Annotated in this window: 18 protein-coding genes and 1 pseudogene; 16 read left to right on the top strand and 3 right to left on the bottom strand. The window is 74.7% G+C overall.

Going from position 1 to position 23656, the window contains the following annotated elements; genetic code table 11:
* Positions 1-312: 312 nt before the first annotated feature.
* The 5 genes and pseudogenes from E1B22_RS03520 (at position 313) to E1B22_RS03500 (ending at position 5238) form a co-directional block, all read left to right on the top strand.
* Positions 313-1722 carry a peptidoglycan DD-metalloendopeptidase family protein gene (locus tag E1B22_RS03520; RefSeq protein ID WP_135224583.1) on the top strand — a complete coding sequence of 470 codons (1410 nt, stop codon included), beginning with the start codon at positions 313-315 and terminating at the stop codon, positions 1720-1722.
* A gap of 328 nt (positions 1723-2050) precedes the next feature.
* Positions 2051-2929, top strand: coding sequence for a hypothetical protein (locus E1B22_RS03515; protein WP_243123691.1), 879 nt, complete (start codon positions 2051-2053; stop codon positions 2927-2929).
* A 16-nt stretch (positions 2930-2945) separates the two neighbouring features.
* The gene (locus E1B22_RS03510) at positions 2946-4253 is read left to right on the top strand and encodes a S1C family serine protease (protein ID WP_135224582.1); all 1308 of its coding nucleotides are present in this window, start codon (positions 2946-2948) and stop codon (positions 4251-4253) included.
* Between the two features lie 156 nt (positions 4254-4409).
* Positions 4410-4511, top strand: a pseudogene (locus tag E1B22_RS14050) (ClpX C4-type zinc finger protein); the annotation flags it as partial.
* Between the two features lie 241 nt (positions 4512-4752).
* Complete coding sequence (locus tag E1B22_RS03500) at positions 4753-5238, top strand: 23S rRNA (pseudouridine(1915)-N(3))-methyltransferase RlmH (RefSeq protein WP_135224581.1); 486 nt, start codon at positions 4753-4755, stop codon at positions 5236-5238.
* A 67-nt stretch (positions 5239-5305) separates the two neighbouring features.
* On the opposite strand, the gene E1B22_RS03495 is transcribed toward E1B22_RS03500, so the two are convergent.
* Positions 5306-7966 (bottom strand): transglycosylase domain-containing protein, encoded by a 2661-nt coding sequence (locus E1B22_RS03495; protein WP_243123690.1) that lies wholly within the window; start codon positions 7964-7966, stop codon positions 5306-5308.
* 160 nt (positions 7967-8126) lie between these two features.
* Here E1B22_RS03495 and E1B22_RS03490 point away from each other — a divergent pair, with 160 nt between their 5' ends.
* The 7 genes from E1B22_RS03490 (at position 8127) to E1B22_RS03460 (ending at position 16114) form a co-directional block, all read left to right on the top strand.
* Positions 8127-8588: a pyruvoyl-dependent arginine decarboxylase gene (locus tag E1B22_RS03490; RefSeq protein WP_135224580.1), complete on the top strand. Its 462-nt coding sequence runs from the start codon at positions 8127-8129 to the stop codon at positions 8586-8588.
* Between the two features lie 72 nt (positions 8589-8660).
* The gene (speE, locus tag E1B22_RS03485; RefSeq protein ID WP_135224579.1) at positions 8661-9620 is read left to right on the top strand and encodes a polyamine aminopropyltransferase; all 960 of its coding nucleotides are present in this window, start codon (positions 8661-8663) and stop codon (positions 9618-9620) included.
* Between the two features lie 86 nt (positions 9621-9706).
* Positions 9707-10609, top strand: a complete 903-nt coding sequence (gene speB, locus E1B22_RS03480; protein WP_135224578.1) for an agmatinase — start codon at positions 9707-9709, stop codon at positions 10607-10609.
* Positions 10609-12309, top strand: coding sequence for an arginine--tRNA ligase (gene argS, locus E1B22_RS03475; RefSeq protein WP_135224577.1), 1701 nt, complete (start codon positions 10609-10611; stop codon positions 12307-12309). Before speB ends, argS begins: the two co-directional genes overlap by 1 nt.
* A 39-nt stretch (positions 12310-12348) precedes the next feature.
* On the top strand, positions 12349-13983 hold the full coding sequence (locus tag E1B22_RS03470; RefSeq protein WP_135224576.1) for a CTP synthase: 1635 nt from the start codon (positions 12349-12351) through the stop codon (positions 13981-13983).
* Between the two features lie 83 nt (positions 13984-14066).
* A complete protein-coding gene (gene sppA / locus E1B22_RS03465; protein ID WP_135224575.1) occupies positions 14067-15002 on the top strand; it encodes a signal peptide peptidase SppA in 936 nt (311 codons plus the stop codon).
* Between the two features lie 23 nt (positions 15003-15025).
* Positions 15026-16114, top strand: coding sequence for a Yip1 family protein (locus tag E1B22_RS03460; RefSeq protein WP_243123688.1), 1089 nt, complete (start codon positions 15026-15028; stop codon positions 16112-16114).
* Between the two features lie 17 nt (positions 16115-16131).
* Here E1B22_RS03460 and E1B22_RS03455 read toward each other — a convergent pair whose 3' ends face one another.
* Positions 16132-17781: an SWIM zinc finger domain-containing protein gene (locus E1B22_RS03455; RefSeq protein WP_135224574.1), complete on the bottom strand. Its 1650-nt coding sequence runs from the start codon at positions 17779-17781 to the stop codon at positions 16132-16134.
* 791 nt (positions 17782-18572) lie between these two features.
* Between E1B22_RS03455 and E1B22_RS03450 the strand changes: the two genes are divergently transcribed.
* Positions 18573-19121 carry a hypothetical protein gene (locus E1B22_RS03450; protein ID WP_135224573.1) on the top strand — a complete coding sequence of 183 codons (549 nt, stop codon included), beginning with the start codon at positions 18573-18575 and terminating at the stop codon, positions 19119-19121.
* 415 nt (positions 19122-19536) lie between these two features.
* On the opposite strand, the gene E1B22_RS03445 is transcribed toward E1B22_RS03450, so the two are convergent.
* A complete protein-coding gene (locus tag E1B22_RS03445) occupies positions 19537-20442 on the bottom strand; it encodes a Crp/Fnr family transcriptional regulator (protein ID WP_243123686.1) in 906 nt (301 codons plus the stop codon).
* A gap of 587 nt (positions 20443-21029) precedes the next feature.
* On the opposite strand from E1B22_RS03445, the gene gabT reads away from it, so the two are divergent.
* From gabT to cutA, 3 genes are all read left to right on the top strand, one after another.
* A complete protein-coding gene (gabT, locus tag E1B22_RS03440) occupies positions 21030-22367 on the top strand; it encodes a 4-aminobutyrate--2-oxoglutarate transaminase (RefSeq protein ID WP_135224571.1) in 1338 nt (445 codons plus the stop codon).
* Positions 22368-22435: 68 nt separating this feature from the next.
* Positions 22436-22939 (top strand): Lrp/AsnC family transcriptional regulator, encoded by a 504-nt coding sequence (locus tag E1B22_RS03435; protein WP_135224570.1) that lies wholly within the window; start codon positions 22436-22438, stop codon positions 22937-22939.
* A 196-nt stretch (positions 22940-23135) separates the two neighbouring features.
* On the top strand, positions 23136-23639 hold the full coding sequence (gene cutA / locus E1B22_RS03430) for a divalent-cation tolerance protein CutA (RefSeq protein WP_135224569.1): 504 nt from the start codon (positions 23136-23138) through the stop codon (positions 23637-23639).
* Positions 23640-23656 lie beyond the last annotated feature (17 nt).

The raw sequence follows: 23656 nt of genomic DNA, 5'->3' as shown, positions 1-23656 counted from the left end.
CGGTGGGGCGCGGGAGATGACCATCGGCCTCGTCGCCCGCGCCTGCCCGGGCTGTAGGAGTTCACGAACCCGCCGGCGGCATGGCCCCGCACCGCTGCGGCGACGCGCGGTCCGTGCCGGCAGCCACCGGCAGCGTGGCGGCGGCGGGTCGCCGATCGTCGAAGCGCATGTCCGGCCGCCCTGTCGCCTCGAGCCGTCGCCGGGAGGCCCGAGGCCGGTTCGTCCCGGCGAGCGATGGCGGCAGGAAAACGCCCCGCCGGTGCGAATTCCCTCTGACGGGTTCCGCATTCTCCGGGGAGGGAGCATCCGTCGGTGTACAAGCGAGTCCTCGCGTGGATCGGCTCCCATGCGCCTCCGGGGAGCCGGCGATGGTGGGCTGCGCTCGTCCCTGCCGCCATCGTTGTCTACCTATTTGGGACCACCGTCTACGTCCAGTCCCAATCCACCTACTATCGGGTGGTCATGGACGGCAGGCCGCTGGGCTACGTGGCCGGCCAGGAGACGGTCGGCGACGCCGTCGCGCTCGCCGAGCGGAACGCCAGCCGCGAGTACGGCTTCCCGGTACGCCTCGCCAACCCACCCGCGCTCGAACAGATCATCACCCATGAACGATACGAGACCTTGTCGCTCCAGGCGCTCGCGGAGCGGCTGCAGGCAGCGGGCGACTTCCTGACGCGCGCCACCGTGCTGGTGGTCGACGGCCAGGAAGTGGCGGTGCTGCCGTCCAAGGAGGCCGCCCAATCGGTCCTCGACGAGCTGAAGGCGCGGTACGCACGGAGGCTGGAGGCCAGCGTCGAGGGCGGGAGGCTTGATGTCCGCCGCGTCACCATCCAGCAGTCGATCCGCCTGGAGGAGCGGGACGACGTGCCCGCCGACCGGGTGCGCGACGCGGTGGACGTCCTCGCCCAGTTGATGGGCGGCAAGCAGGCGCAGCGGGTCCACGTGGTCCGCGCCGGCGAGTCGCCCTGGACCATCGCGTCCGCCCACGGGATGACGGTCGCGGAGCTCCTCGGCGCCAACCCCGGCGTGGATCCCCAGCGGCTCCAACCGGGGCAGGAGCTGCGGTTGAACGTGCCCGAGCCCTGGATCAGCTTCGAGTCGGAAGAGGTGCTCACGGTCACGGAGCGGATTCCCTTCGCGACAAGGCGCGAGTACGACGCGAACCTCGATGCGGGGAAGCAACGGGTCAAGCAGGAGGGCGAGTACGGCGAGAAGCAGATCACCTACGCCCTGCGACGCCGGGACAGCCGGATCGTCGAGCAGCGCAAGGTCGAGGAACAGGTGACGCGCCAGCCGGTGGACCGCATCCTGGTCATCGGGACGAAGCCGGTGGCGGGTGTCAGCACCGGCCGGCTGATCTGGCCGCTGCGAGGGCGCATCACCTCCGGTTACGGTCCCCGGTGGGGGGCGATGCACACCGGCATCGACATCGACGGCGCCACAGGCCAGGCGGTCCGCGCCGCCGACGGCGGGACGGTGGTCAGTGCGGGCTGGGACGGCGGGTACGGCTACGCCGTCCAGATCCGGCACGACAGCGGTCTGTACACCTTCTACGCCCACATGAGCCGCATCGCGGTGGACGTGGGGGACGCCGTCGCCCAGGGGCAGGTGATCGGCTACGTGGGGAGCACCGGCCAAAGCACCGGTTCCCACCTGCACTTCGAGGTCCGGCGCTGCACCAGTCCCGGCTGCGCCGTCCCGCCCCTGGGCTTCCTCCCCTGAGGCGGCCATCCGCGCTGGCGCGGGCGCCACGATGGCGGCCTCTGCCACCGAGCATCCCCTGCGCATCCTCGATGGGACGAACGGCCCGGTGCTGCCGGGCCGTTCTGCATGCCGTTGAACCAGGCCAAGCGGATCGCCCCAGGGGCACGGCGCGGCGTCCGGCCGCTCCTCCTCCCCCACCGGGCTTCGTCCCACCCCCGAAGAAACGCCACTGCCGAGGGGACGTCGCGCCCTGCAAGCTCTGACGAGAGCTTGGCATTTCCTTCGTGGTGCCCGCTTCGGTCCCGCTGTACAAAGGAAGCCGGGAGCAACCGGAGGAGGAGCCACGATGATCCCTCGCCATGCCACGTCGGGGCCCGTGTTGCCGACGGTGCCACGGTGGCCTTCCTGGCGCCGCCTGGCGGCGCTCGGGTGCCTGGCGCTCCTGCTGACTGCGCTCGGGGTGGCGCCTGGTGGGGCCTCGCCCGTGGTGCGGGCTGGGCAGCTGGCCTGGGTCGGGCGGCTCACCGCGGCCCGGGTGGTCGCCCAGTGGCCGCGGCCGGGTTGGGAGCGCCTCGACGCCGGGCGCGTCCGCGTCGTCTACCGGACCGGGCACCGCCAGGGTGCGGAGTGGGTGCGCGACTACGCGCTGGAGTCCCTGCCACGGGTGGCCCGCATGACGGGCTTGCCCATCCCGGCCCAGCCCGTCGTGTTCGTCGTCCACGCATCGCCGGAAGAACTGGCGCGTACCTTCGGATGGGACCCCCGGGACCCGCCCCTCGGGTTGTACGCGGCGGGCGTGATCCACGTGGCCGACCCCCGGACGTGGGCGTCCAACCGGGACACCTTCGCACGCTTGGGCCCGGTGCCCCATGAGTTGGCGCACTGGCTGTTGGATTGGAACACGTTGGGCAACTACCCCGCTTGGTTCACGGAAGGGTTGGCCCAGGCGGTCGACCGCGCGGTGACCGGCTTCACCTTTGGGTGGGCCGGGACCTGCCCGCGGGTGGCGTGGTCCGACCTGAACGGGGCCTTCGCCTCCTTGCCGACCGACCAGGCCTACGGGGCCGCCCTCTGCCTCTACGATCGCCTGACGGAGCGGGGCGGCGGCGGTGCGCTGCCGCGCCTGGCCGAGGCGCTGGCCGCGGGGGAGCCCTTCGCCGTGGCCGCCGCCCGCATCTACGGGGTCGATCCGGCCCGCCTGCTGCCCGGGGGATCCGGGCGCTGAGCGAGGAGGCAGGTCCGTGAACGGCTTCCAGGACGCCCTGCGCGGCGCCGCGCGCCGGCTGGCCCGCGGATGGGTACTGGCCGTGGCGGCCGGCGCGGTGGGCGGGTTGGCCGGTGCAGCGCTGGTGCTCGGGTTGAAGCCCGACCTCCCCGGGCCTTGGTCCTGGCGGCTGGCCGCGTCGCCGACCCCGTCACCCGCGGAGATCGTCCACCGCATCGCCGGCCCCTCCGTGGTGGGCGTGATCAGCACCTACCTGCGGCCGGACCCGATCACGGGCAAGCCGGTGGTCGCGGCCCGCGCCACGGGATCGGGGGTGGTGTTCGACGCCCGCGGCTTCATCGTGACCAACCACCACGTGGTCGCCATGCCCCGCGTCGCGGAGCCGGGCGTCGCCGGCGCCGGCCGCCAGCGAGGGCACCCGACGCCCCCCCGCGGGACCGGCCCGTCGGGGGACGAAGGGGGACGGCGCGCGGACCACCGGCACCCCGACCGCATCGAGGTGCTGTTGCCCGACGGCCGCCGCGTCCCGGCCCGACTGGTGGCGGAAGACTACCCGTTCTCGGACCTGGCGGTGCTCTGGGTGGACCCCGGCACGACCGGCCCGCTGAAGCCCGCGACCTTCGCCGACTCCGACCAGGTGCGCGTGGGCCAGTGGGTGGCCGCCATCGGTAGTCCGGCCGGGCTCTTCCGCTCCGTCAGCCTCGGGATCGTCAGCGGGGTGCGGGAAGAGCTGTTCCAGCCGGTGCCGCCCCCCACGGCGGTGCCCGTGGTCGGGGAGCGCATCTTCCGCCTGATCCAGACCGATGCCGCCATCAACCCCGGCAACAGCGGCGGTGCGCTGGTGGATGCCCACGGCCGGGTGGTCGGCCTCAACACGGTCAAGATCGCCGGGGCCGGAGGGCGCCAGGACCGTTTCGAGGGCCTCGGCTTCGCCATCCCGGCCAACGACGTCCGCCGCATCGCCAGCGACCTGATCCGCCACGGCCGCGTGCGTCGGGCGGCCCTGGGCGTGCACGTGGTCGACGTGGTCCAGGTGCCGGCGCTGGCCCGGTCCGACCCGGATCGGGCCAGCGAGTTCGCCACGGCCCTGGCGGAGGGGCGCGGTGCCGTGATCTGGCGGGTGGAACCCGGCTCCCCGGCCGCCCGCGCGGGCCTGCGTCGCGGGCAGGTGGTGATCGCCTGCGACGGCGAGCCGGTGCAGGACACCGTCGACCTGTTGCGGATCGTCGACGGCAAGCAGGGGGGCCAGCGCGTGGTCCTCGAGGTGGCGGGGGACGGCGGCGCCCGTCGGGTCACCGTGCAACTGGCGGAACTGACCCGCTGACCGGCAGGCCGCGGCCGACAGCCCGAGCAAGCCGGATCACGGCCATCCCGGAGCCCACCGCCGGTGGCGCAGCAACGGGCGCAGTCCCTGGGCCCGTCGGCGGTGTCACGGGGTGGCACCCTATCGCTGCGGGCATCCGGCGCAGGGGGAGGATGGATGCAGGTTTGCTCCTTCTGCGGCAGGAGCGCGGATCAGGTGCGGCACATGGTCGCGGGGGAGAGCGCAGCCCTCTGCGACCAGTGCGTGGCGCCGCGTCAGCAGATCATCGCAGCGGAGCGGGCACGCCCCGCGGCCCCCGGCGGTGCGCGGCCACTCCACGGCCCGCGGTGGGCTGCGACGTCCTGGTGGCGGCGCCGGATCCGCCCCGGGCGGTCCTTGCCCGCGGCCTTCCTGCCGCGTGACGCGTGGGGTCGTTGCTGCAGGCGCCCGCGAGCGGTGAACCGTGGGGGGTTCACCCGGTCCGGACGACGGGTTACCGTGGGGGCGGGGGTGAGCGCCGTTGCCCGTCTCCATCGAACTGCTGGCGGTGGGCGAGCTGGACCAGCCCGCCCTGCGGCGGGCGGCGGAGGAGTATGCCCGCCGCCTTGGGCGCTATGCGCGGGTCAGCCAGCGGCGGGTTCCCGGCGAACCCGTGCCGGCCCGCCTCACCCCGGCCGAGGTCAGCCGCGTGCTGGAGGTCGAGGCGCGGCGGTTGCTGGACGCCCTGGCGCCCGGTGCCTACGTGGTCGCCCTCGACCGGCGGGGCCGGACCTTGACCTCGGAGGACGTGGCGGAGTGGCTCGACCGGCGCATGGTGGGTGGCGACAGCCGGCTGGTCTTCGTGATCGGCGGTCCCCTGGGGCTGGCGCCGACGGTGCTGGAGCGCGCGCGCGAGCGCTGGTCCCTCTCCCACCTCACCTTTCCCCACCAGATGGTGCCGGTGATCCTCCTCGAACAGCTGTACCGCGCCTTCCGCATCCTGCGAGGGGAGCCGTACCACTACTGAACGCCTGCCTGACGACGGAACGCCCGCCTGACAACCCTCTGGACACCTGGTGGACACCCATCGAGCCCTATGGGACGTAGGTGCCACGATCCGGTGCCGTCGGTGGGACGGACGGCCCCTCCTGCGGGGGCGTCCCGGCATCCCGATGGCCGCCGGCGCCCGATCCATCCGAGGCCCGGTCATCGGGGTGGGCCCCTGGGGCACCGCCGCTCTCCGGCGGCCCGCCGGACTCCGGCGGTGGGGTCGCAGCCGGGCCGCCCTCGGCCGGTCGGTGCGGGCTGGGGTCGGGCTCTCCGTCCGGCGCCGGGAGGCCGCCCTCGTCGCCGCCGGTGTCGGGAGGGCCGGCCCCGGGCGCCGGCCGTGATGGTCCTTCCGGAGCGGCCGCTCCCCCTTGCCGGTCTCCGTCGGTGGCGGGGCCAGGCGGTGCGGGGCCGCCGTCCGGCCTGGCGCCGTCCGGCGGCCGGCCGGGGTCGTCGGGCAGGGACGGCAGCGGCAGGGGGATCAGGCCGCGGGGCGCCTCGCGAGCGGCCGCCAGATCCTCGCGCACGTGGGGGTCCTGGAGGAGGGCGAGGCAGTTGGGGGCCGGGACGTGACCCGCCAGGAACCACTCCTCCCGCCACTGGAAGCGAGGGGCGTCCAGGGATCCCGTCAAGGTGCAGGCGCTGGCCCGCACCACGCCTTCGGGGCGGGGCCAGTCGCGGGCGGGCAGCCCGTCCAGCGCCGCCCGCATGAACGCCTGCCAGATGCGGCCGGCGGTGCTGGACCCGGTGGCGCCCGCCCCGCCGGGCAGCAGGACGCGCTGCGCGAAGTCGTCGCTGCCGATCCAGACGGCGGCCACCAGGTCCGGGGTGTAGCCGACGAACCAGACGTCGCGGGAGTCGTCGGTGGTGCCCGTCTTGCCCGCCGCCGGGCGCCCGATGCCCAGGGCCCGCGCGGTGCCGTCGTAGGCGGGATCGAAGACGCTCTTGAGCACGTCGGTCACGAGCCAGGCGACCTCGGGGGCGATCACCCGCTCCGCCCGCGGCTCCCGGCGGAAGAGCACGTGCCCGTCGCGGTCCTCGATCCGGAGGATGGCGAAGGGCTCCACCCGCAGGCCCAGGTTGGCCAGGGTCGCGTAGGCCCGCGCCAGTTCCAGGGGCGTGACCGCGGACTCGCCCAGGGCCAGGGTCAGGTGCTGGGTGGTCAGCGGGGAGGTGATCCCCATCCGCCGGGCCAGGGCCGCCACGCGGCGCGGCTTCACCCGGTCCATCCACTCCACCGCCACCACGTTGTCGGAGACGGCCACCGCCCTGCGGATGTCGAGAAAGGCGTCGTGGTACCCCGGGTCCCCGTAGTCGCGGGGGGTGTAGGGCTCGCCGCCCGCGCCGCCCGGGTACTGGCGCACCCGGCAGGCCACCGGCGTCGTGATCGGCTCCCCCGACGCCAGGACGGCCGTGTAGAGGAACGGCTTGAAGGCGGAGCCCGGCTGCCGTCGGGCGTGCACCGCCCGGTTCAGGGGCGTGGTCGCGAAGTCGCGTCCCCCGACCATGGCCCGGATCCCGCCCGAGGCGGGGTCCAAGGCCACCAGGGCGACCTGCGGCTGGGGAACCCCCTGGTGCTCTCCCAGCGGCGCCACCACCTGGTCCAGCCGGGCCACGGCCGCCTCGGCCGCCGTCTGCATGTCCAGGTCCAAGGTGGTGTAGATGCGAAAGCCGCCCGTGTACAGCCGCGCGGCCACCTCGGGTGCCGTGGCCGCGAGGCGGTCCCGCACGTAGTCCACGAAGTAGGGCGCGCGGACCTCGCCCTCGTCGGGCGGTCGCAGCACCAGCGGCTCCGCCTGCGCCCGGCGCGCCTCGGCGGGCGATATCATGCCCAGCTCCGCCATGCGGGAAAGGACCCAGTCGCGCCGCGCCTTGGCCCGGTCCGGCTGGCGCCAGTAGAGCTCCGGCCCCCGGATGAACGCGGCCAGCGTCGCCGACTCCGCCAGGGTGAGGTGCGGCAGCGGCTTGCCGAAGTACTCCTGGGCCGCCACCTTGGCCCCGTAGGCCCCTCGCCCGAAGTAGACCTGGTTGAGGTACATCGTCAGGATCTCGTCCTTGCTGTACCGCGTCTCCAGCTTGACGGTCAGCAGCGCCTCGCGAAACTTGCGGTCGAAGGTGCGCTCGAGGGACAGGTCGTAGAGGGTCCGGGCCAGCTGCTGGGTGATGGACGAACCGCCCTCCACGATGCGGCCGGCCTGGAGGTTGCGGAGGGCGGCCCGGCCGATGGCCACCAGGTCGAAGCCGTGGTGGCGGTAGAAGCGAGCGTCCTCCGCCGCCACCACCGCCTGGCGCAGGGAGGCGGGGATCTCGTCGGGGCGGGCCAGCTGGCGGTTTTGCCGGTACAGGCTGGCCACGACGCGGCCGTCCACGTCGTAGATGAGCGTGGCCTGCGGGACCTCCGGCTTCGGCAGGGGCGTCACGGCAGCGAAGGCGACGACGCCCGCGCCCATCAGGGCGAGGGCGATGACCGCCAGGGCCGCCCAGCGAGCCACGCGGCGGGCGAGGGAAGGCCGGCCCATCCCCCGCAAGCCGCCGCGCCGGCGACGGGGACGCCAATCCCCCTGGGGGGCGCCGGACGCCTCGGCGCCGCGGGGCGGTGCCCACGGCCCGTCGTCCCCGGGGCGCCCCGCCGGAGCGCCGCCCGGGGCCGCGTGGGCGCCGTCGGGCCGGTTCGTCCCGTCGTTCTGGCTGCCGCCCCGGCGGACCATGGGCAACCCCCCGCCGGTAGTATGGCCGCCCAGGTCGTCCTTGCATGGCCGGGAGGGTTTCGATACATTACACCATGGTTTTCGGCCGGGTGGAGGCGCGGGTGGGTGGCGTGCCAAGGCGTCCGCGGCGCGGCGGCCGCCGGTCAAGGAGGCGACGGGGTTGCTTCCCACACCGAAGAAGGTCACGGTCGTGGCGGGCAGCGGCGAGGGCGACCACAAGCTGACCGCGTTCGACAACGCCTTGTTGGCCGCCGGCATCGGCAACCTCAACCTGATCAAGGTCTCCAGCATCCTGCCACCGGAGTGCGAGCTGGTCGAGCGGCTGGACATCCCGCCGGGGTCCCTGACCCCCACGGCCTACGGCAGCCTGGTCAGCGACGTCAAGGGCGACCGCATCGCCGCGGCGGTGGCGGTGGGCTTCTCCGATCGCGACTACGGGACGATCATGGAGTATTCCGGGCACTGCTCGCGCGAAGAGGCGGAACGTGCGGTTCGCGCCATGGTGGAAGAGGCCTTCCGGCGGCGGGGCATGGCCCTGCGGGACGTCCGGGTGGCGGCGACGGAGATGGTGGTCGGCGACCGTCCGGGCGCGGTGGTGGCCGCCGCCGTCCTGTGGTACTGAGCGCGGTCCACCGGCGGGCCGACGAGGGCGCGGAGGAACCCGACGACGGCGCGGCGGAGCGGGGTGGCCGGTGTGCAGGTCTGGTTCACGGAGGATCAAACGGCGAATCTGCGCATCTCGGTGCGCGTGCGGCAGGTCCTGCACTGCGAGCGCAGCCCGTTCCAGGAGGTCATGGTCCTGGACACGGTGGAGTTCGGCCGCATGCTGGTCCTGGACGACGTGATCCAGACCTCGCAGCGGGACGAGTTCGCCTACCACGAGATGATGGCCCACGTGCCGCTCTTCGCCCACCCCGACCCGCGCCGGGTGCTGGTGATCGGCGGAGGCGACGGGGGCGTCCTGCGGGAGGTCCTGCGCCACCCGACGGTGGAGGAGGCCCACCTGGCCGAGATCGACCGGCGGGTGGTGGAGGTGGCCCGGCGGTACCTGCCCGAGCTCAACGCCTTCGACGATCCCCGGGCGCGCGTCTTCTTCGCCGACGGCATCCGCCACGTGGAGGAGCGCCCCGACACCTACGACGTGATCATCGTGGACTCCACCGATCCCGTGGGGCCCGCGGTGGCCCTCTTCGGCACCGACTTCCATCGGGCGGTGTTCCGCGCCCTGCGGCCGGGCGGCATCTTCGTCCAGCAGTCGGAGTCGCCCTTCTTCAACCGCGACCTGATCCGCCGCGTCCAGGCATCGCTCCGGACGGTGTTCCCCGTCACGGCCCTCTACTGGGGCGTGGTCCCCACGTATCCCGGGGGTCTGTGGACCTACAGCGTGGCCACCCGCGGTCCCGACCCGCGGGCGCCTCGGGATGGCGCCTGGGAGGCCCTGCGACTGGCGACGCGGTACTACACGCCGGAGGTCCATCGCGCCGCCTTCGTGCTGCCTCCCTTCGTGGCCGACCTGCTGCAGTCCGGCGCGCCGACGGAGGAGGCGGCGGACCGCCTCCCCGACCGGCCGGGGCGGGTGGGCCAGGCGGGCGCGACGGGTGCCGAGGGATCTCCGGTCGCTCCGCCCGGGCGCCCCGCAGCCGAGGGGCGTTGAGGGGTGCAGGTCGGCCAGCCTCCGCCTCCGTCGCGGTGGAGGCGCCCATCGCCGCGCGGGGGCATCCCGCTGCCGAGGTGAGGAGCATGGACGATGAGCCGGCCACCGGCCCCTGGGAGCGGCCAGGACGCTTCGTGGCCGCGGAGGCCGACTACGACGCCGCCGTCTGGGTGGTCGCCGGGGCTCCCCTGGAGCTGACCGTCAGCTACCGGCCCGGGACCCGGTGGGGACCGACCCGCATCCGCGAGGCGTCGCACAGCCTGGAGACCTACAGCCCGGAGCTGGACCGCGACCTGGAGGACCTGGCCGTCCACGACGCGGGCGACGTGGTCCTGCCGCTGGGCAACCTGGGGCAGAGCCTGGCCCGCATCGAGGCGGCGCTGCGCCGACCCGTCGCCGACGGGAAGAGGGTGCTCCTGCTGGGCGGCGAGCACCTGGTGACCCTGGCGGCGGTGAACGCGGTCCTGGATCGCTACCCGGACCTGGTGGTGGTCCAGTTCGACGCCCACGCCGACCTGCGTGACCGGTACCTGGGCGAGCCCTACTCCCACGCGACCGTGATGCGGCGGGTCCTGGACCTGGTGGGGACGGGCCGCCTTTGGCAGCTGGGGCCGCGGTCGGGCCTGCGCGAGGAGTTCCAGCTGGCGCGGCAGGAGGGGCGGCTCTTCCACGACGTCGGCGAGGGGGCGGAGGCGCTGGCGCGGGAGCTGGCCGGCCCGCTGCGGGGGGTGCCGGTCTACCTGACGGTGGACATCGACGTGCTGGACCCGGCGGTGGCGCCCGGCACGGGCACGCCGGAGCCTGGGGGGCCGGACTTCGGCGTGCTGCAGCGGGCCCTCTACCGGCTGGCGCGCGCCGGGGCGCGGGTGGTGGCAGCCGATCTGGTCGAAGCGGCGCCGCCCCTGGATCCCAGCGGGCGCACGGAGGTCGTCGCGGCGAAGCTGGCCCGGGAGATCCTGTTGGCGTTCTCGCGGGAGGTGGCGCGGTGATGGCGGTCGATCCCGTAGCCTCGGCACGGCAGCAGGTGCGCCAGGCGCTGGAGGCGGCGGCTGCCGCGGCGGTGGCCGCGGGGGAGCTGCCCCAGGAGGTGGCCCCGGGGAGCCCGAGCTGGCGCGGCGTCCAGGTGGAGGTGCCGCGGGATCCGCGCCATGGCGACTTCGCCAGCAACGCCGCGCTGGTCCTGGCAAGCCGTGCCGGGCGCCCGCCCCGGGAGGTGGCGGAGGTCGTGCGGCGCCATCTCCCGGGCGGCGCCTGGTTGCGCGAGGTCGCGGTGGCCGGCCCGGGCTTCTTGAACTTCCGGCTGGCCGAGGACTGGTGGCGGGAGGGGCTGCGGGCGATCCTCCAGGCCGGCGACGCCTTCGGCACCACCGGCGTCGGCGGTGGCCAGCGGGTCCAGGTGGAGTTCGTCAGCGCCAACCCGACGGGACCGCTGGGCGTGGTCAACGCGCGGGCGGCGGCGCTGGGCGACGCCCTGGCGCGGGTGCTGGAGGCGGCGGGGTACCGGGTCGAGAGGGAGTTCTACCTCAACGACGCCGGCAACCAGATCCGCAAGCTGGCCCAGTCGGTGGAGGCGCGCATGCGCCAGGAGCTGGGCCAGGACGCGGCAATCCCGGAGGGCGGCTATCCCGGCGAGTACGTGATCGACATCGCCCGCGACCTGCTGGCCGCCGAGGGACCCGGGCTGCTGGATCGCCCGGAGGAGGAGCGCTGGGCGCGCATGGCCCGCTTCGCCGTGGAGGCGATCGTGGCCCAGATGCGGGTGCAGCTGGCGCGCTTCGGCGTGGAGTTCGACGTCTGGTATCCCGAGACGCGGGTGCGGGCCGAGGGCTACCCCGAGCGGGTCCTGGAGCGGTTGCGGCAGCGGGACATGGTCTACGAGCGGGACGGCGCCGTCTGGCTGCGTTCGACCGCCGTGGGCGACGACAAGGACCGGGTGCTGGTCCGCCGGGACGGCGAGTACACCTACACCCTGGTGGACATCGCCTATCACCTGACCAAGTGGGAGCGGGGGTTCGAGCGCGCCATCGACATCTGGGGGCAGGACCACCACGGCCATGTGGTGCCGATGCAGGCGGCCCTGCGCGCCCTGGGCCTGCCCGACGGCTGGTTCGAGGTGCTGCTGACCCAGATGGTCCACCTGGTGCGCGGGGGCCAGGCGGTGCGCATGTCCAAGCGCCGCGGCGAGCTGGTGACCATGGCGGAGTTCCTGGACGAGGTGGACGTCGACGCGGCCCGGTACTTCTTCCTGATGCGCTCGCCCGACACGCACCTGGACTTCGACCTGGACCTGGCCAACCTCCGCTCCAACGAGAACCCGGTGTACTACGTCCAGTACGCCCATGCCCGGGCCTGCGGCATCCTGCGCCAGGCCGCGGCCGAGGCGGGCCTGCGGCCCGACCCGGCCACCGACCTGAGCCCCCTGGGCGACCCGTCGGAGCGCGACCTGGCGCGGCGGCTGCTGGACCTGCCCGGCGAGGTGGCGCAGGCGGCGACCGCGCGCGAGCCCCACCGGCTGACGTACTACCTGAAGGACGTGGCCACCCTCTTCCACCAGTTCTACACCCGCTGCCGGGTGCTGGGCGAGGAGGAGCCCGTGGCCCGGGCGCGGCTGGTCCTGGTGGACGCCACCCGCCGGGTCCTGGCGCGGACGCTGGGCCTGTTGGGGGTGTCGGCACCCGAGCGCATGTGATCGGCGCCCTGGCCGGCGCGCCTATCCGGAGGGGGATCGATGGCCAAGTTCATCTTCGTGACGGGAGGCGTGGTCTCGGCCCTGGGCAAGGGCATCACCGCGGCCTCCCTGGGCCGCCTGCTCAAGGCCCGCGGGCTGCGGGTGGCCATCCAGAAGATCGACCCGTACATCAACGTGGACGCGGGGACGATGAGCCCGCTGCAGCACGGGGAGGTCTTCGTCACCGAGGACGGCGCCGAGACGGACCTGGACCTGGGGCACTACGAGCGGTTCATCGACGAGAACGTCTCCCGGGCCCACACGGTGACCACCGGACAGGTGTACCAGGCGGTGATCGAGAAGGAGCGGCGCGGGGACTTCCTGGGGGGCACCGTGCAGGTCATCCCCCACATCACCAACGAGATCAAGGGGCGCATCCTCTCGGTGGCGGAGACCAGCGGCGCCGACGTGGTGATCGTCGAGATCGGCGGCACGGTGGGCGACATCGAGGGCCTCCCCTATCTGGAGGCGATCCGTCAGCTGCGCCGCGACATCGGCCGCGACGAGGTGATGTACATCCACGTCACCCTGGTGCCGTACGTGGGGGCGGCGGGCGAGCTCAAGACCAAGCCCACCCAGCACAGCGTCAAGGAGCTGCGCAGCATCGGCATCCAGCCGGACGCCATCGTCTGTCGGTGCGAGCGGCCGCTGCCGCGGGACGTGCGGGAGAAGATCGCCCTCTTCTGCGACGTGGAGCCCCAGGCCGTCATCAGCAACCCGGACGTGGACACCATCTACGAGGTGCCCCTGCGCCTGGAGGAGGAGGGGCTGGGCGAGATCGTGGTCCGCCGGCTGGGCCTGCCCGAGCGGGAACCCGACCTGCGCCAGTGGCGCGAGATGGTGGACCACATCAAGCATCCCGACGGCCAGGTGCGCATCGCCGTGGTGGGCAAATACGTGGACCTGACGGACGCCTACATCAGCGTGGCCGAGGCGCTGGGCCACGGCGGCATCGCCCACCGGGTGGGGGTCGACATCCGCTGGATCCACAGCGAGGCGGTGGAGGAACAGGGGGCCGAGCGGCTCCTGCGGGACATGCACGGCATCCTGGTCCCGGGCGGCTTCGGCCATCGCGGCGTCGAGGGCAAGATCGCCGCGGTGCGCTATGCCCGGGAGCACGGGGTGCCGTTCCTGGGCATCTGCCTGGGCCTCCAGTGCGCGGTCATCGAGTTCGCCCGGCACGTGCTGGGACTCGCGGGGGCCCACAGCACGGAGTTCGACCCGGCGACGCCGCACCCCGTCATCGACCTGATGGAGGAACAGAAGCAGGTCACCAACCTGGGGGGCACCATGCGCCTCGGGCGCTACCCGTGCCGCCTGGAGCCGGGCTCGCTGGTCTGGGAGCTCTACGGTCGCCAGGAGCTGATCTACGAGCGCCACCGCCACCGGTACGAGGTCAACAACGCCTACCGCGACCGGCTCAACGCCGCCGGCCTGCGCACCACGGGGGTGTGGCCCGAAGGAGACCTGGTGGAGGTCATCGAATTGCCAGGGCATCCCTGGTTCGTCGGGACCCAGTACCACCCCGAGCTGAAGTCCCGCCCCACCCGTCCCCACCCGCTGTTCGCCGGGTTCATCCGCGCGGCGGCGGAGCGGGCGGGGCTGCGGCCCGTCGGGGCTGGCGCCCGCTCGTAGGGGAGCGTCGCCATGCCCTCGCCCGCGGGCGGCGGCGGGGCGGGGGCGCCGGTGCGTGAAGTCCGAGCCGAGGAGCGCCGAGGATGGCCAACCAGCGTTTGCAGTGGGCGGTCGTCATCCTGCTCGCCCTCCTCGTGGTGGCCTCGGTGGTCTCGCTGCTGTGGCCCGCGGGGGCGCCGCCCCGCGGGGGACGGAGCGGCGGGCAGATCGCCGTGGTCGCCATCGACGGGCCCATCGCGGCCGGGAACGGCTCCAGCGCCCTGCTGGGCACGGTGGTGGGCGCGGAGCAGGTCACCGGCCAGCTGCGCCAGGCCCGCGAAGACCCCGCGGTGCGAGCCGTGGTCATCCGGATGAACACGCCGGGCGGGAGCGCCGCGGCGGCCCAGGAGATCGGGGAGGCCGTGCAGCGGGTGCGCCAGGCGGGGAAGCCGGTGGTGGTCTCCATCGCCGACCTGGGCGCCTCGGGCGGCTACTGGATCGCCGCCACGGCGGACCGGATCGTGGCCAATCCGGCCTCGCTGACGGGCAGCATCGGGGTGATCATGGAGGTCACCCACTACGAGGACCTCTACGAGAAGCTGGGCATCGACGTGGAGACCATCAAGAGCGGGCCGTACAAGGACATCGGCTCGCCCACGCGACCGCCCACCGACGAGGAACGCCGGTTGCTGCAAGGCCTGGTCGGCGACATCTATCAGCAGTTCGTCGACGTGGTGGCGAAGGGGCGCGGCCTCAGCCGGGAGCGCGTCCTGGAGCTGGCCGACGGCCGCATCTTCACCGGCCGTCAGGCCAAGGCCGCCGGCCTGGTGGACGAGCTGGGCACCTTCGAAGATGCCGTCGAGCTGGCGGCGGAGCTGGCGGGACTGGAGCACTACGACCTCGTGGAGTTCGGGCCGCGCCGCTCCTTGATCGACCTGCTGCTGCGGCTGGGCGGCGAGGGGCGCTGGGGCCTGGCCCGAGGGGTCGGCCTGGTGCCGGAGCTGGTGCGATGGGAGCTCTACCGGGCGGTGCCCCGCTAGGGTCGCCGAGGGGAGGAGACAGCGTGACCGAGCGCCCGCACGGCAGGCCGGACGAGGCTGCCGGCGCGCCGCCTGGCGACGGGGCCGCGGCGCGGGACGAACCGGCGACACGCGCCGGGGGGCCGACGCCGGGGCGGCCGGCGGAGGCGTCCCCCGCGGCGCCGGGCGACGAGGCATCGCCGCGGCCCGAGGCGCCCGGGATGCCCGCGGCCCCCGCGACCCCCGTCCAGGGACCGGGACGTGCCACCGAGCCGGAAGGGGAAGGCGCCACGACGGGAGACCGGCAGCCGCAGGGGGACGGGCAGCCGGCCGTCGACGGCGGCGCGCCACCGACCGCGCCGAGCCGATGGGTGGACGAGGGGCACGAGGAACGGGCCCATCCCGGGGACGACGACGGTGCCGATGGCAACGGCCCGGCCGCCGAGCCGGGGCCGGACGCCGACCCCGGCCGTCGCCTGGAGCCGGTCGATGCGCCGCGGCTCGGCCTGGTCGACTGGGTGTACGGCGTGATCTTCGCCCCGCGGGCGACCTTCGCCCGGCTGGCGACCATGGAGCGACCGCCCCTGGGCCTGTTGGTGGGGGTGGCCCTCGTCGTCATCGTGGCCAGCGGGCTGGTGCAGGGGGCGGCGGTCGCTCGCGACCTGGCCGTGCCGGGGGTGCCAGGGCAGGACCCCATCCTCCCCGCCGACGGGGTGCAAGGTCCCCGGCTGGCCCTGGCGATGGGCGTCGGCCTGGCCGTGCTCGGCGTCGCCACCCTCTTCCTCGGCGCGGGGCTGCTGCACCTGGTGGCCGACCTGGTCGGCGGCCGCGGGAGCGGGGCCAACCTGCTGGCCGCCCTGGCGCTGGCGCTGTTGCCCCCGAACCTGATCGGCATCCCCCTCGAGGCCTTGACGTCCCGGCTGGACGGCGCGGGCGGCGCCCTGCGGGACCTGGGCGCGGTGGCCATGGTCGTCTGGTCCGGGGTGCTGCTCTACCACGCCCTGCGGGCGACGAAGCGCCTCAGCCGGACCGATGCGCTGATCGTCCTCTTCGCGCCCTGGCTGGCCGTGACGGCCCTGGCGGCGGTGCTGGCCCTTGCCGTGGCGGGGCTGGCCTTCGCGGTGGGCGGCTGAGCCCGGAGCGGGCCGCCCTATGCCCCTCCATCCCGGTGCCCCTCGGGGCCCCGGCCGTCGGGGCCGCCGGGTGGCAGACCGTCGTCCCGACCGAGGCGATGGGCCAAGGCCTCCCAGCGGGCCGCGATGGCCCGCGGGTCCCCCGCGTCGGGGCGCGCCATCGCCTCCCGATAGAGGGCGGCTGCGCGCGCCGGATCACGGCGACGTAAACCGTCCGCGATGGCCAACAGCAAGCGGGTCGGCAGGGCGCCCCGCCAGGCCGGGTCGTCCAAGCGCGCGGCCAGCTCGTCCCACGCGCCCTGTCGCCGGAGGAACTCGGCCAGCAACGGGGCATCGCCCAGGGCCTCCAGGTGCTGGGCGACCTCGGGGGCCAGCTGGTCCCACTGCCCGGCGGCGCGGGCGGCCGCTTCGACGGCCGCGAGCCGCTCCGCGTCGGGCTGCGCCGTGAAGTTGGCCGCCAGATAGGGCAGCGCCCGCTCGGGCTGCCCGCGGGCCAGCCAGACCTGGGCCAGACGGGCTCGGGCGTCGGCCACCTCGGCGGGGGTCCGGGCGCGTTCCAGGGCGCACCGGGCCAGCCCCAGGGCCATGCCCTCGTGGCCCCCCTCCAGGAGGAACCGGCTCGCCGCCAGCAGGGCCGGGACGCCCAGGGCCTGGGCCGTCAGGACGACCGAGGTCAGGCCGCACTCGGCCCCGGCGGCGGAAGCCGGCCCACGGGGGGCGCGACCAAGCAGGACCGCGGTCCGAGCCAGGTCCTGCCAGCGCTGCTCCAGCCACCGGGCGGCGGCCGCCTCGCCGCGGGCCCTGGCCGCCACCGCCAAGCCGGCCTGCCGCCAGAGGGCTCCCTGGAGCAGGAGGCTGAGGGCCGACCGAAGCCCGGCGGCTTCCCCGTCATCCCCGGCACCGGGGGAGGCGCCAACGGGGTTCGGGTCCGCTCCGGCCGGCCCCTCCGCCGGTGGGCCCGCGGCACCCGTCGGCGCACCATCGCCGCCCCCTCGCCCCGGAGACCGGGCCTCCGCACGGGGCGGTGCCAGGGTCGCCAGCCAGCGTCGGACCTCCTCGGGTTCGGGATCGGGCTGCCGCTCCAGCTGCAGCACCCACCGGGCCGGGGACGGCGCGTCCGTGGAGCCCTCGTCCCTTTCCGCCTCCCCTTCTCGCTCCCCTTCCCCGGGGCCACCGGCTGCGTCAGGGGTGTCGGCGTGCGGGCCGGCGCCGGCGGCGTCCAGGGTGGCCAGCAGCGCCGGTTCCTCCTCCACCAGACGGTGGATCAGCTCCAGCAACTGCCCCCGGGGGCGCTCTTCGAGGCGCCGCAGCCGATCGTCCAGGGAGGCAAAGGTGGCCGGTTCGTGGATCCAGGCGTACAGCAGGGCGACGGCGTGCTTGCAGAGGCCGGCGCGGGCGCGGCGAGGGCACTCGCACTGGGCCGCGGCATCCGGCCCTTCGGGGCCGCGGAGGACGTGGACCACGGTGCGGTACACGCCCCGGCTGCCGCGGACCTCGCCGAGGAGCCGCGTCCCCGAGACCAGGCGGGATTCCACTCGGCCCAGGAGGAACAGGTCCAGGGCACGGATGCGCACGGGTTCTGGAACCAGGCGCTGCAGCATGGCCTCGTCGACGGCCGCCATCAGGGCGGACGCCGTCGGCCGGACGCCGGGACGCAACGAATCCATGACCGCCTCATCCTTTCCGGGACGTCCGGGACGACCTGCGCCTCCGGGACGACCTGCGCCGACCCCTCCCACCGTGAGCATAGCGGATCCCCGAACCGGCGCGCCCCGCCGCCCTCCCGCCCGCGCCGCGCCCGCCCCGGCGAGAGGGGCGGGCGCGGCGCGACGAGGCGACCCCCGGGTCCCCGCAGTGCGCCGCCCGCCAAGCCGATCGGCGTACCAGGGACCGGGACGGCCGCCGTGACCAGGGCGGGCGGCCACCTGCGGTCGGGCAGCCGGAGGGGCGGGGATGGCCGCATCGGCTACGGACGGGGAGAGTGGGGACCAAGAGGCTATGGAAATCGCGGAACTTGTTTCCTGGTGAACACCGGCCGAGCCGGGTCCCGGCTTATAATGGGATTCCCAGGCAACGCACCGGTGCGAGCAGGGGCTGCCATGAGGACCGTCGACGGCTCGCCGGCCCGGTGGCGCGAGCGCCGCCCCGGACCGGACGCGGACGGCTGCGGTGCGCCCACGGTCCCGGGCCGGGTGCCCGCGTTGTCGCGGCTGGGGCCCACGGGGGGCGGCAGGGTGTCCCCGCGCGGCCCATCGGCGGCGAGGCGCGACGGATCGCGTTGACTGAGGTTCGCGTCGACGACGTTGGCCTCGATGCTGGAACCACGGGGGAGGACCCGACGCAGACACCACGGGGGGGGTTCTCTGGGATGGGTGGACAGCCGACAGCGTCGCGGGGGGACGCCCTGCGGCAGATCCCGGCAGGCCGGGGCACGTCGACCCGCCGCGGCTGGGGGAGGGTGCCCGCGTACGCCGAACTCGCCCACTGCACCCGGCGGCTGGCGGCCGGGGACCTGGAGCGGCGCTACGTGTACATCCTGTGCCGGGAGCGCACGCCCCATGGCGCCGTGTTCTTCTACATGAAGAGTCGTGTCGAGACGTGGCGGGAAGGGCAGCTCGCCGGTGAAGACTTCGCGGTGCAGCGGCTCGCGGTCCGGGACGACGAGGATGCGGCCCGCGCCACCTTCCGACGGGTGACGGCGAGCCGGGCACCGATCTCACCGATCCACCTGACCGACATCCTGCGCGACCTGGCCGTGTTGGCGGCCGAACGGCCCGCCCGCTGGCCGCGGACCCCGAAGGTGGAGGCGCCCGCCGGGGCCGGTGCCGGCGAGGGGCGGCGGGCGCCCCGATCCTCGCCGCGACGGCCGCGACCGGCGGACGGTGCGTCCGCCCGGCGGCGCGCTTCCCTTCCCGGCGGGTGGCCGCCGGCCCGCGCGACCGGGCGGGCCGGGAAGGAGCCCGAGGGGCAGCGGCTCCCGGGGGCTCCCGGCCGGACGCCGGGTTAGGCGCCGGATCCAGCGCCGCCGCCGGCTTGGGGCCGGCGACCGGGGCGGTGCCCATGGCCGCGGGGCGAAGGCCGGCGCGGGGCCAGGGGCCGGCCGGGCTAGGGGAGGGGACCTGCCGGCGGGTGGCGCCGGAGTCCCGCCGGCACGTCGGCGAGGACGAGCCATCGCCCCCCGCCGGGGACGCGGAGGGGGCCGTGGGGCCGGCAGCGCTGCCGGCCCCACGGCCCCCTGCCTTGGCCGGTCCCCACCCTGGGCCTGGCCCCACGCCGGGCTGAGACCCGCCGCGGGCCGGTCTCCACCCTGGGCCTGGCCCCACGCCCGGCCGGGCCCCGTCGCGGGCCGGCTCGCCCTGGGTCTCCCCTGGTGGTCTCCGCCGGTGGGGCCCGGTCCCAGGGACGGCGGGGCGCGCCCTGCTTCAGCCCAGATCCGCTCCCTCCGGGGCCACCGCCGCCTCCTCCTCGCGCAGCAGCGCCTGCAGCCGCTCCGGCGACCGGATGAACAGCGGCCGCGTGCGACCCACGATCCCGCGCCGTCGGAGGTCGGCCAGGACGCGGTTGACCGTCACGCGGCCGGCGTTGGCCGCGAGCCCGATGGCCTGCTGCGTCAGGGCGGCCGGGAGCCGGCTCCCCGAACCGTCGGGAAGGGGAAAGGCCCGCGCCAGCAGGACCAGGACGTGGAGAACCCGGAGGCGCGCGTGGGGCGAGAGGAGGCCCGCGATCCGCTGGGTCGCCTGATGGAAGGCCTCCATCCCCTGATAGGCGAGGAGCACGGCCAGTTCGGGGCGCTGGGTCATCATCGCCCGGAACCGCGGATACGGCCAGTACGCCGCGTCACAGGCGGTGATGCAGGTGGCGGTCAGGGGGACGCTGGCGCGGCCGAACAGGGGGCCGGGATCCCCCGTGAGGGCAGGAGCGGCCACCACCGCCACCAGCACCGGCTCCCCGCCGGCGCCGGGTGCCGCGAGGCGGACGACACCGCGGCGCAACCAGAAGAGACCGCCACCGCGCCGGGGACCGGCGAAGAGGGTGGCACCCGCCGGCCAGCGGCGCACCTCCGCCTGCCGCAGCGCCCACGCCGCGTGGGCGGCCGCTTCCGCCGGCCAGCCGGGCGGCAGGTCGCACCGGGCGGGGGGCGCGACCCGACGCGGGTAGCCCTGGGGGCCCGGGGCTCCGCTCGGCGCTGCCGGCGCGAACAGCGCCGGAGGCAACCCGGCGACGCGGGCGGAGCGGGAGCCGGTCGGCGCCGGGAGTCGTCCGCGCTTCGTCTCGTGGGCGGTGGCGGCGCCACCGCCGCTCCGCGTCCAGGGCCGATCCTCTCCCACCTGTCCCACCTGCCGGTCACCCCCCTCTCGATGCATCCCCCCGGCCTCGGCACCGCCCGAAGGGAGCCCATCGGAGGATTACCATGGATGAAGTTGCCATCCCTGCCGCCGGGCCGCGGCGCGGGTCGAACCGCGTCGAATCCGCGGCCGCGGGGGCCCGCCGTGGCCAGGGCCGGCACGGCAGAGGTGGCGCACCGCCCAGCCGGGCCGGGTCGGGTCCGCGCTCCCGACGGGCTGCGGCGGCCGGCGCCGGCCGCTTCCACCGGCGCGGATCCAGGGACATGCCGGCAAAGGGCGGCGGGGCGTCGCGGGAGCCCGGAGGGCCCCTTAGACGGTTCGTCCAGCCCCGGGGGCCTCCGCGACGGTCCGTCGAGCACCCCGCCCCGGATCCCCGGGGTGCCGTGGCCCGCGCGACGGGGGGCACCGCCTGCGGAGGGTGCGGCGTCCAACCGTGGCAGGGACTTGGGGCGGCGGGATGAATAATATAGAGGTTTGCTTGCGCCATCGCGGTGGCGCTTTCTTCGTTGCGGTGGCGCTTTCTTCATGGCTGGCCCGACCAGACCGAGGTGGCCGAGGAGGGGATCGGGGTGGCAGGCTCCATCGTACGCCGGACGGAGATTCCCGGGCCGCGCTCACGCCAGCTGATGGCGCTGAAGCAGCAGTACGTCGCCAACGCCAAGTCGGTGCTGGCGCCCGTCTTCATCGAGCGGGCCGAGGGCGCCTTGATCACCGACGTCGACGGCAACACCTACATCGACCTGGCGGGCGGCTTCGGCGTGATGAACGTGGGCTACTCCCAGCCGGCGGTGGTAGAGGCCATCTGCCGCCAGGTCCGCCTCTACACCCACACCGACTTCACCGTGGTGCCCTACGAGCCCTACGTGCGGCTGGCGGAGCGCCTGGCGGAGATCGCGCCCATCAGCGGGCCGGTGAAGGCGGCGTTCTTCAACTCCGGGGCGGAGGCGGTGGAGAACGCGGTCAAGATCGCCAAGCACTACACCGGTCGACGGGCGGTGATCGCCTTCGAGGGCGCCTTCCACGGCCGCACGTGGATGGCCCTGACGCTGACCCACAAGGCCAAGCCCTACAAGGTGGGGCTGGGCCCCTTCGTCCCCGAGGTCTACCGGGCACCCTACCCCTATCCGTATCGCGGCCCCGAGGGCATGACGCCCGAGGAGGTCGGGCTGTGGGCTTACCGGCAGCTGGAGCGCCTGCTGGAGGTGACGGTGGCGCCCGAAGACGTGGCGGCCATCGTGATCGAACCGGTCCAGGGCGAGGGCGGCTTCGTGGTGCCGCCGGCCAACTTCCTGCCCAGGGTGCGGGAGCTGTGCACGCGGCACGGCATCGTGCTGATCTTGGACGAGGTGCAGACGGGCTTCGGCCGGACCGCGCGGATGTTCGCCTGCGAGCACTTCGGCGTGGAACCCGACCTGATGACGGTGGCCAAGTCCATCGCCGCCGGCATGGTCCTCTCCGGCGTCATCGGGCGTGCGGAGATCATGGATGCCGCCCGCGACACCGCCATCGGCGGCACCTACGTGGGCAACCCCGTGGCCTGCGCCGCGGCCCTGGCGGTGCTGGACGTGTTCCGCGAGCAGAACCTGCTGGCGCGGGCCGACGAGGTGGGGCGCCGCTTCCGCCGGCGGTTCGAGGCGATGCAGCGCCGGTTCGTCCAGGTCGGCGAGGTGCGCGGCCTCGGCGCCATGGTGGCCATGGAGCTGGTCAAGGACCGCGCCACCAAGGAGCCGGCCACCGAGGAGGTCGGCCAGGTGATCCAGGAGGCGCTCCAACGCGGTGTGATCACCGCCCGCGCGGGCCTGTACGGCAACGTGATCCGGGTGCTCGCCCCGCTGGTGATCACCCCCGAGCAGATCGACGAAGCGTGCGACGTGCTGGAAGAGGCTCTGGCGGCCGTGTTCCGCTGACGCGCATCCCCGGCCGGTGATGCGCGGGTGGCCGGGGGACGCGGCGGGGGCAGACGGAGGGGCAGACCATGGTGGTGCTGGACAAGACGGAGAGGGAGATCATCAAGCTCCTGCAGAAGGACGGGCGCATGTCCTTCGTGGACATGGCGGAGCAGATCGGGGTCACGGAGGGGACCATCCGGCGCAAGTTCTACCGGCTGCTGGAAGAGGGCGTGATCAAGATCGCCGCGGTCACGGACCCCTTCGAGGTGGGGTTCAACGCGCCCGCCATCATCGGCCTGAACGTGGACCAGAGCCGCATCCGCGAGATCGTGGAGCAGCTGACCCGCCTGCCCCGGGTCCACTACGTGGCCATGACCACGGGGATCTACGACATCATCGTCTACGCCTTCTTCTCGGACAACAAGGAGATGGCGTCCTTCCTGCTGGAGGACCTGTCCAAGATCGACGGCATCACCAACACCCAGACCTCCCTGGTGCTGGACATCTACAAGCAAGACTTCGCCATCGGGCTGCCCCAGCGCCAGGAGGAGGGCCGTCGTCGCCGGCGCCGCAGCGCCGCGCCCCGCTGAGCCCGGAGGCGGGCGCCGGAGGGGGATGCGTCCGGTGCGGACCGCCGCCGCGGCGCCGGGCGCTGGCCACCGGGACGGGCGGCGGGGTGCTGCACGGGCGGCGGCCCACGGGGGCGAGGAGGCGCGGTTCCGTCAGCCCGGGCCGCGGCAGGGGGCCGTACGGCCCGGGGGGCGAGGTGCGGAGGTGACGAGGGACATGGGAAGCACCAAGGCCACGAACAGCGGGCTGCCGTCCCCGGTCGCCGGGTCCTCGGCGGACGAACCGGCGCGGGCGAGCCGGGCCGCCGCGGCACCCGCCGGGGCACCCGCGGCGGCTGCGGCGGCTGCGAGCGAGGCGGGCCAAGGGGGGGCGACCGGTGGCGGGGAGGCCGTGCTGGTTTACGTCACCGCCGCCAACGCCGGGGAGGCCCGGCGCATCGGCCGCCAGGCGGTGGAGCAGCGGCTGGCCGCCTGCGCCAACGTGTACCCGCACATCGACTCCTTCTACTGGTGGCAGGGCGAGCTGGTGGAGGACCACGAGGCGGTGGTGATCCTGAAGACCCGGCGGGCCCGGGTGCCGGAGCTCATCGCCGCGGTGCGCAGCTGGCACAGCTACTCGGTGCCGGCGATCCTGGTCCTCGAGGTGCGCGACGGCAACCCGGACTACCTGCGCTGGCTCGCGGAGGAGACGGCCGGCGAAAGGCCCGGGGCAAGCGGCTGAGGGTGCCGGCACCGGGG

The organism is Thermaerobacter sp. FW80, from assembly GCF_004634385.1.
GTDB lineage: Bacteria > Bacillota > Sulfobacillia > Thermaerobacterales > Thermaerobacteraceae > Thermaerobacter > Thermaerobacter composti.
The sequence above is the reverse complement of the archived record's forward strand: the minus strand, read 5'-3'. Positions and strand labels throughout refer to the sequence as shown.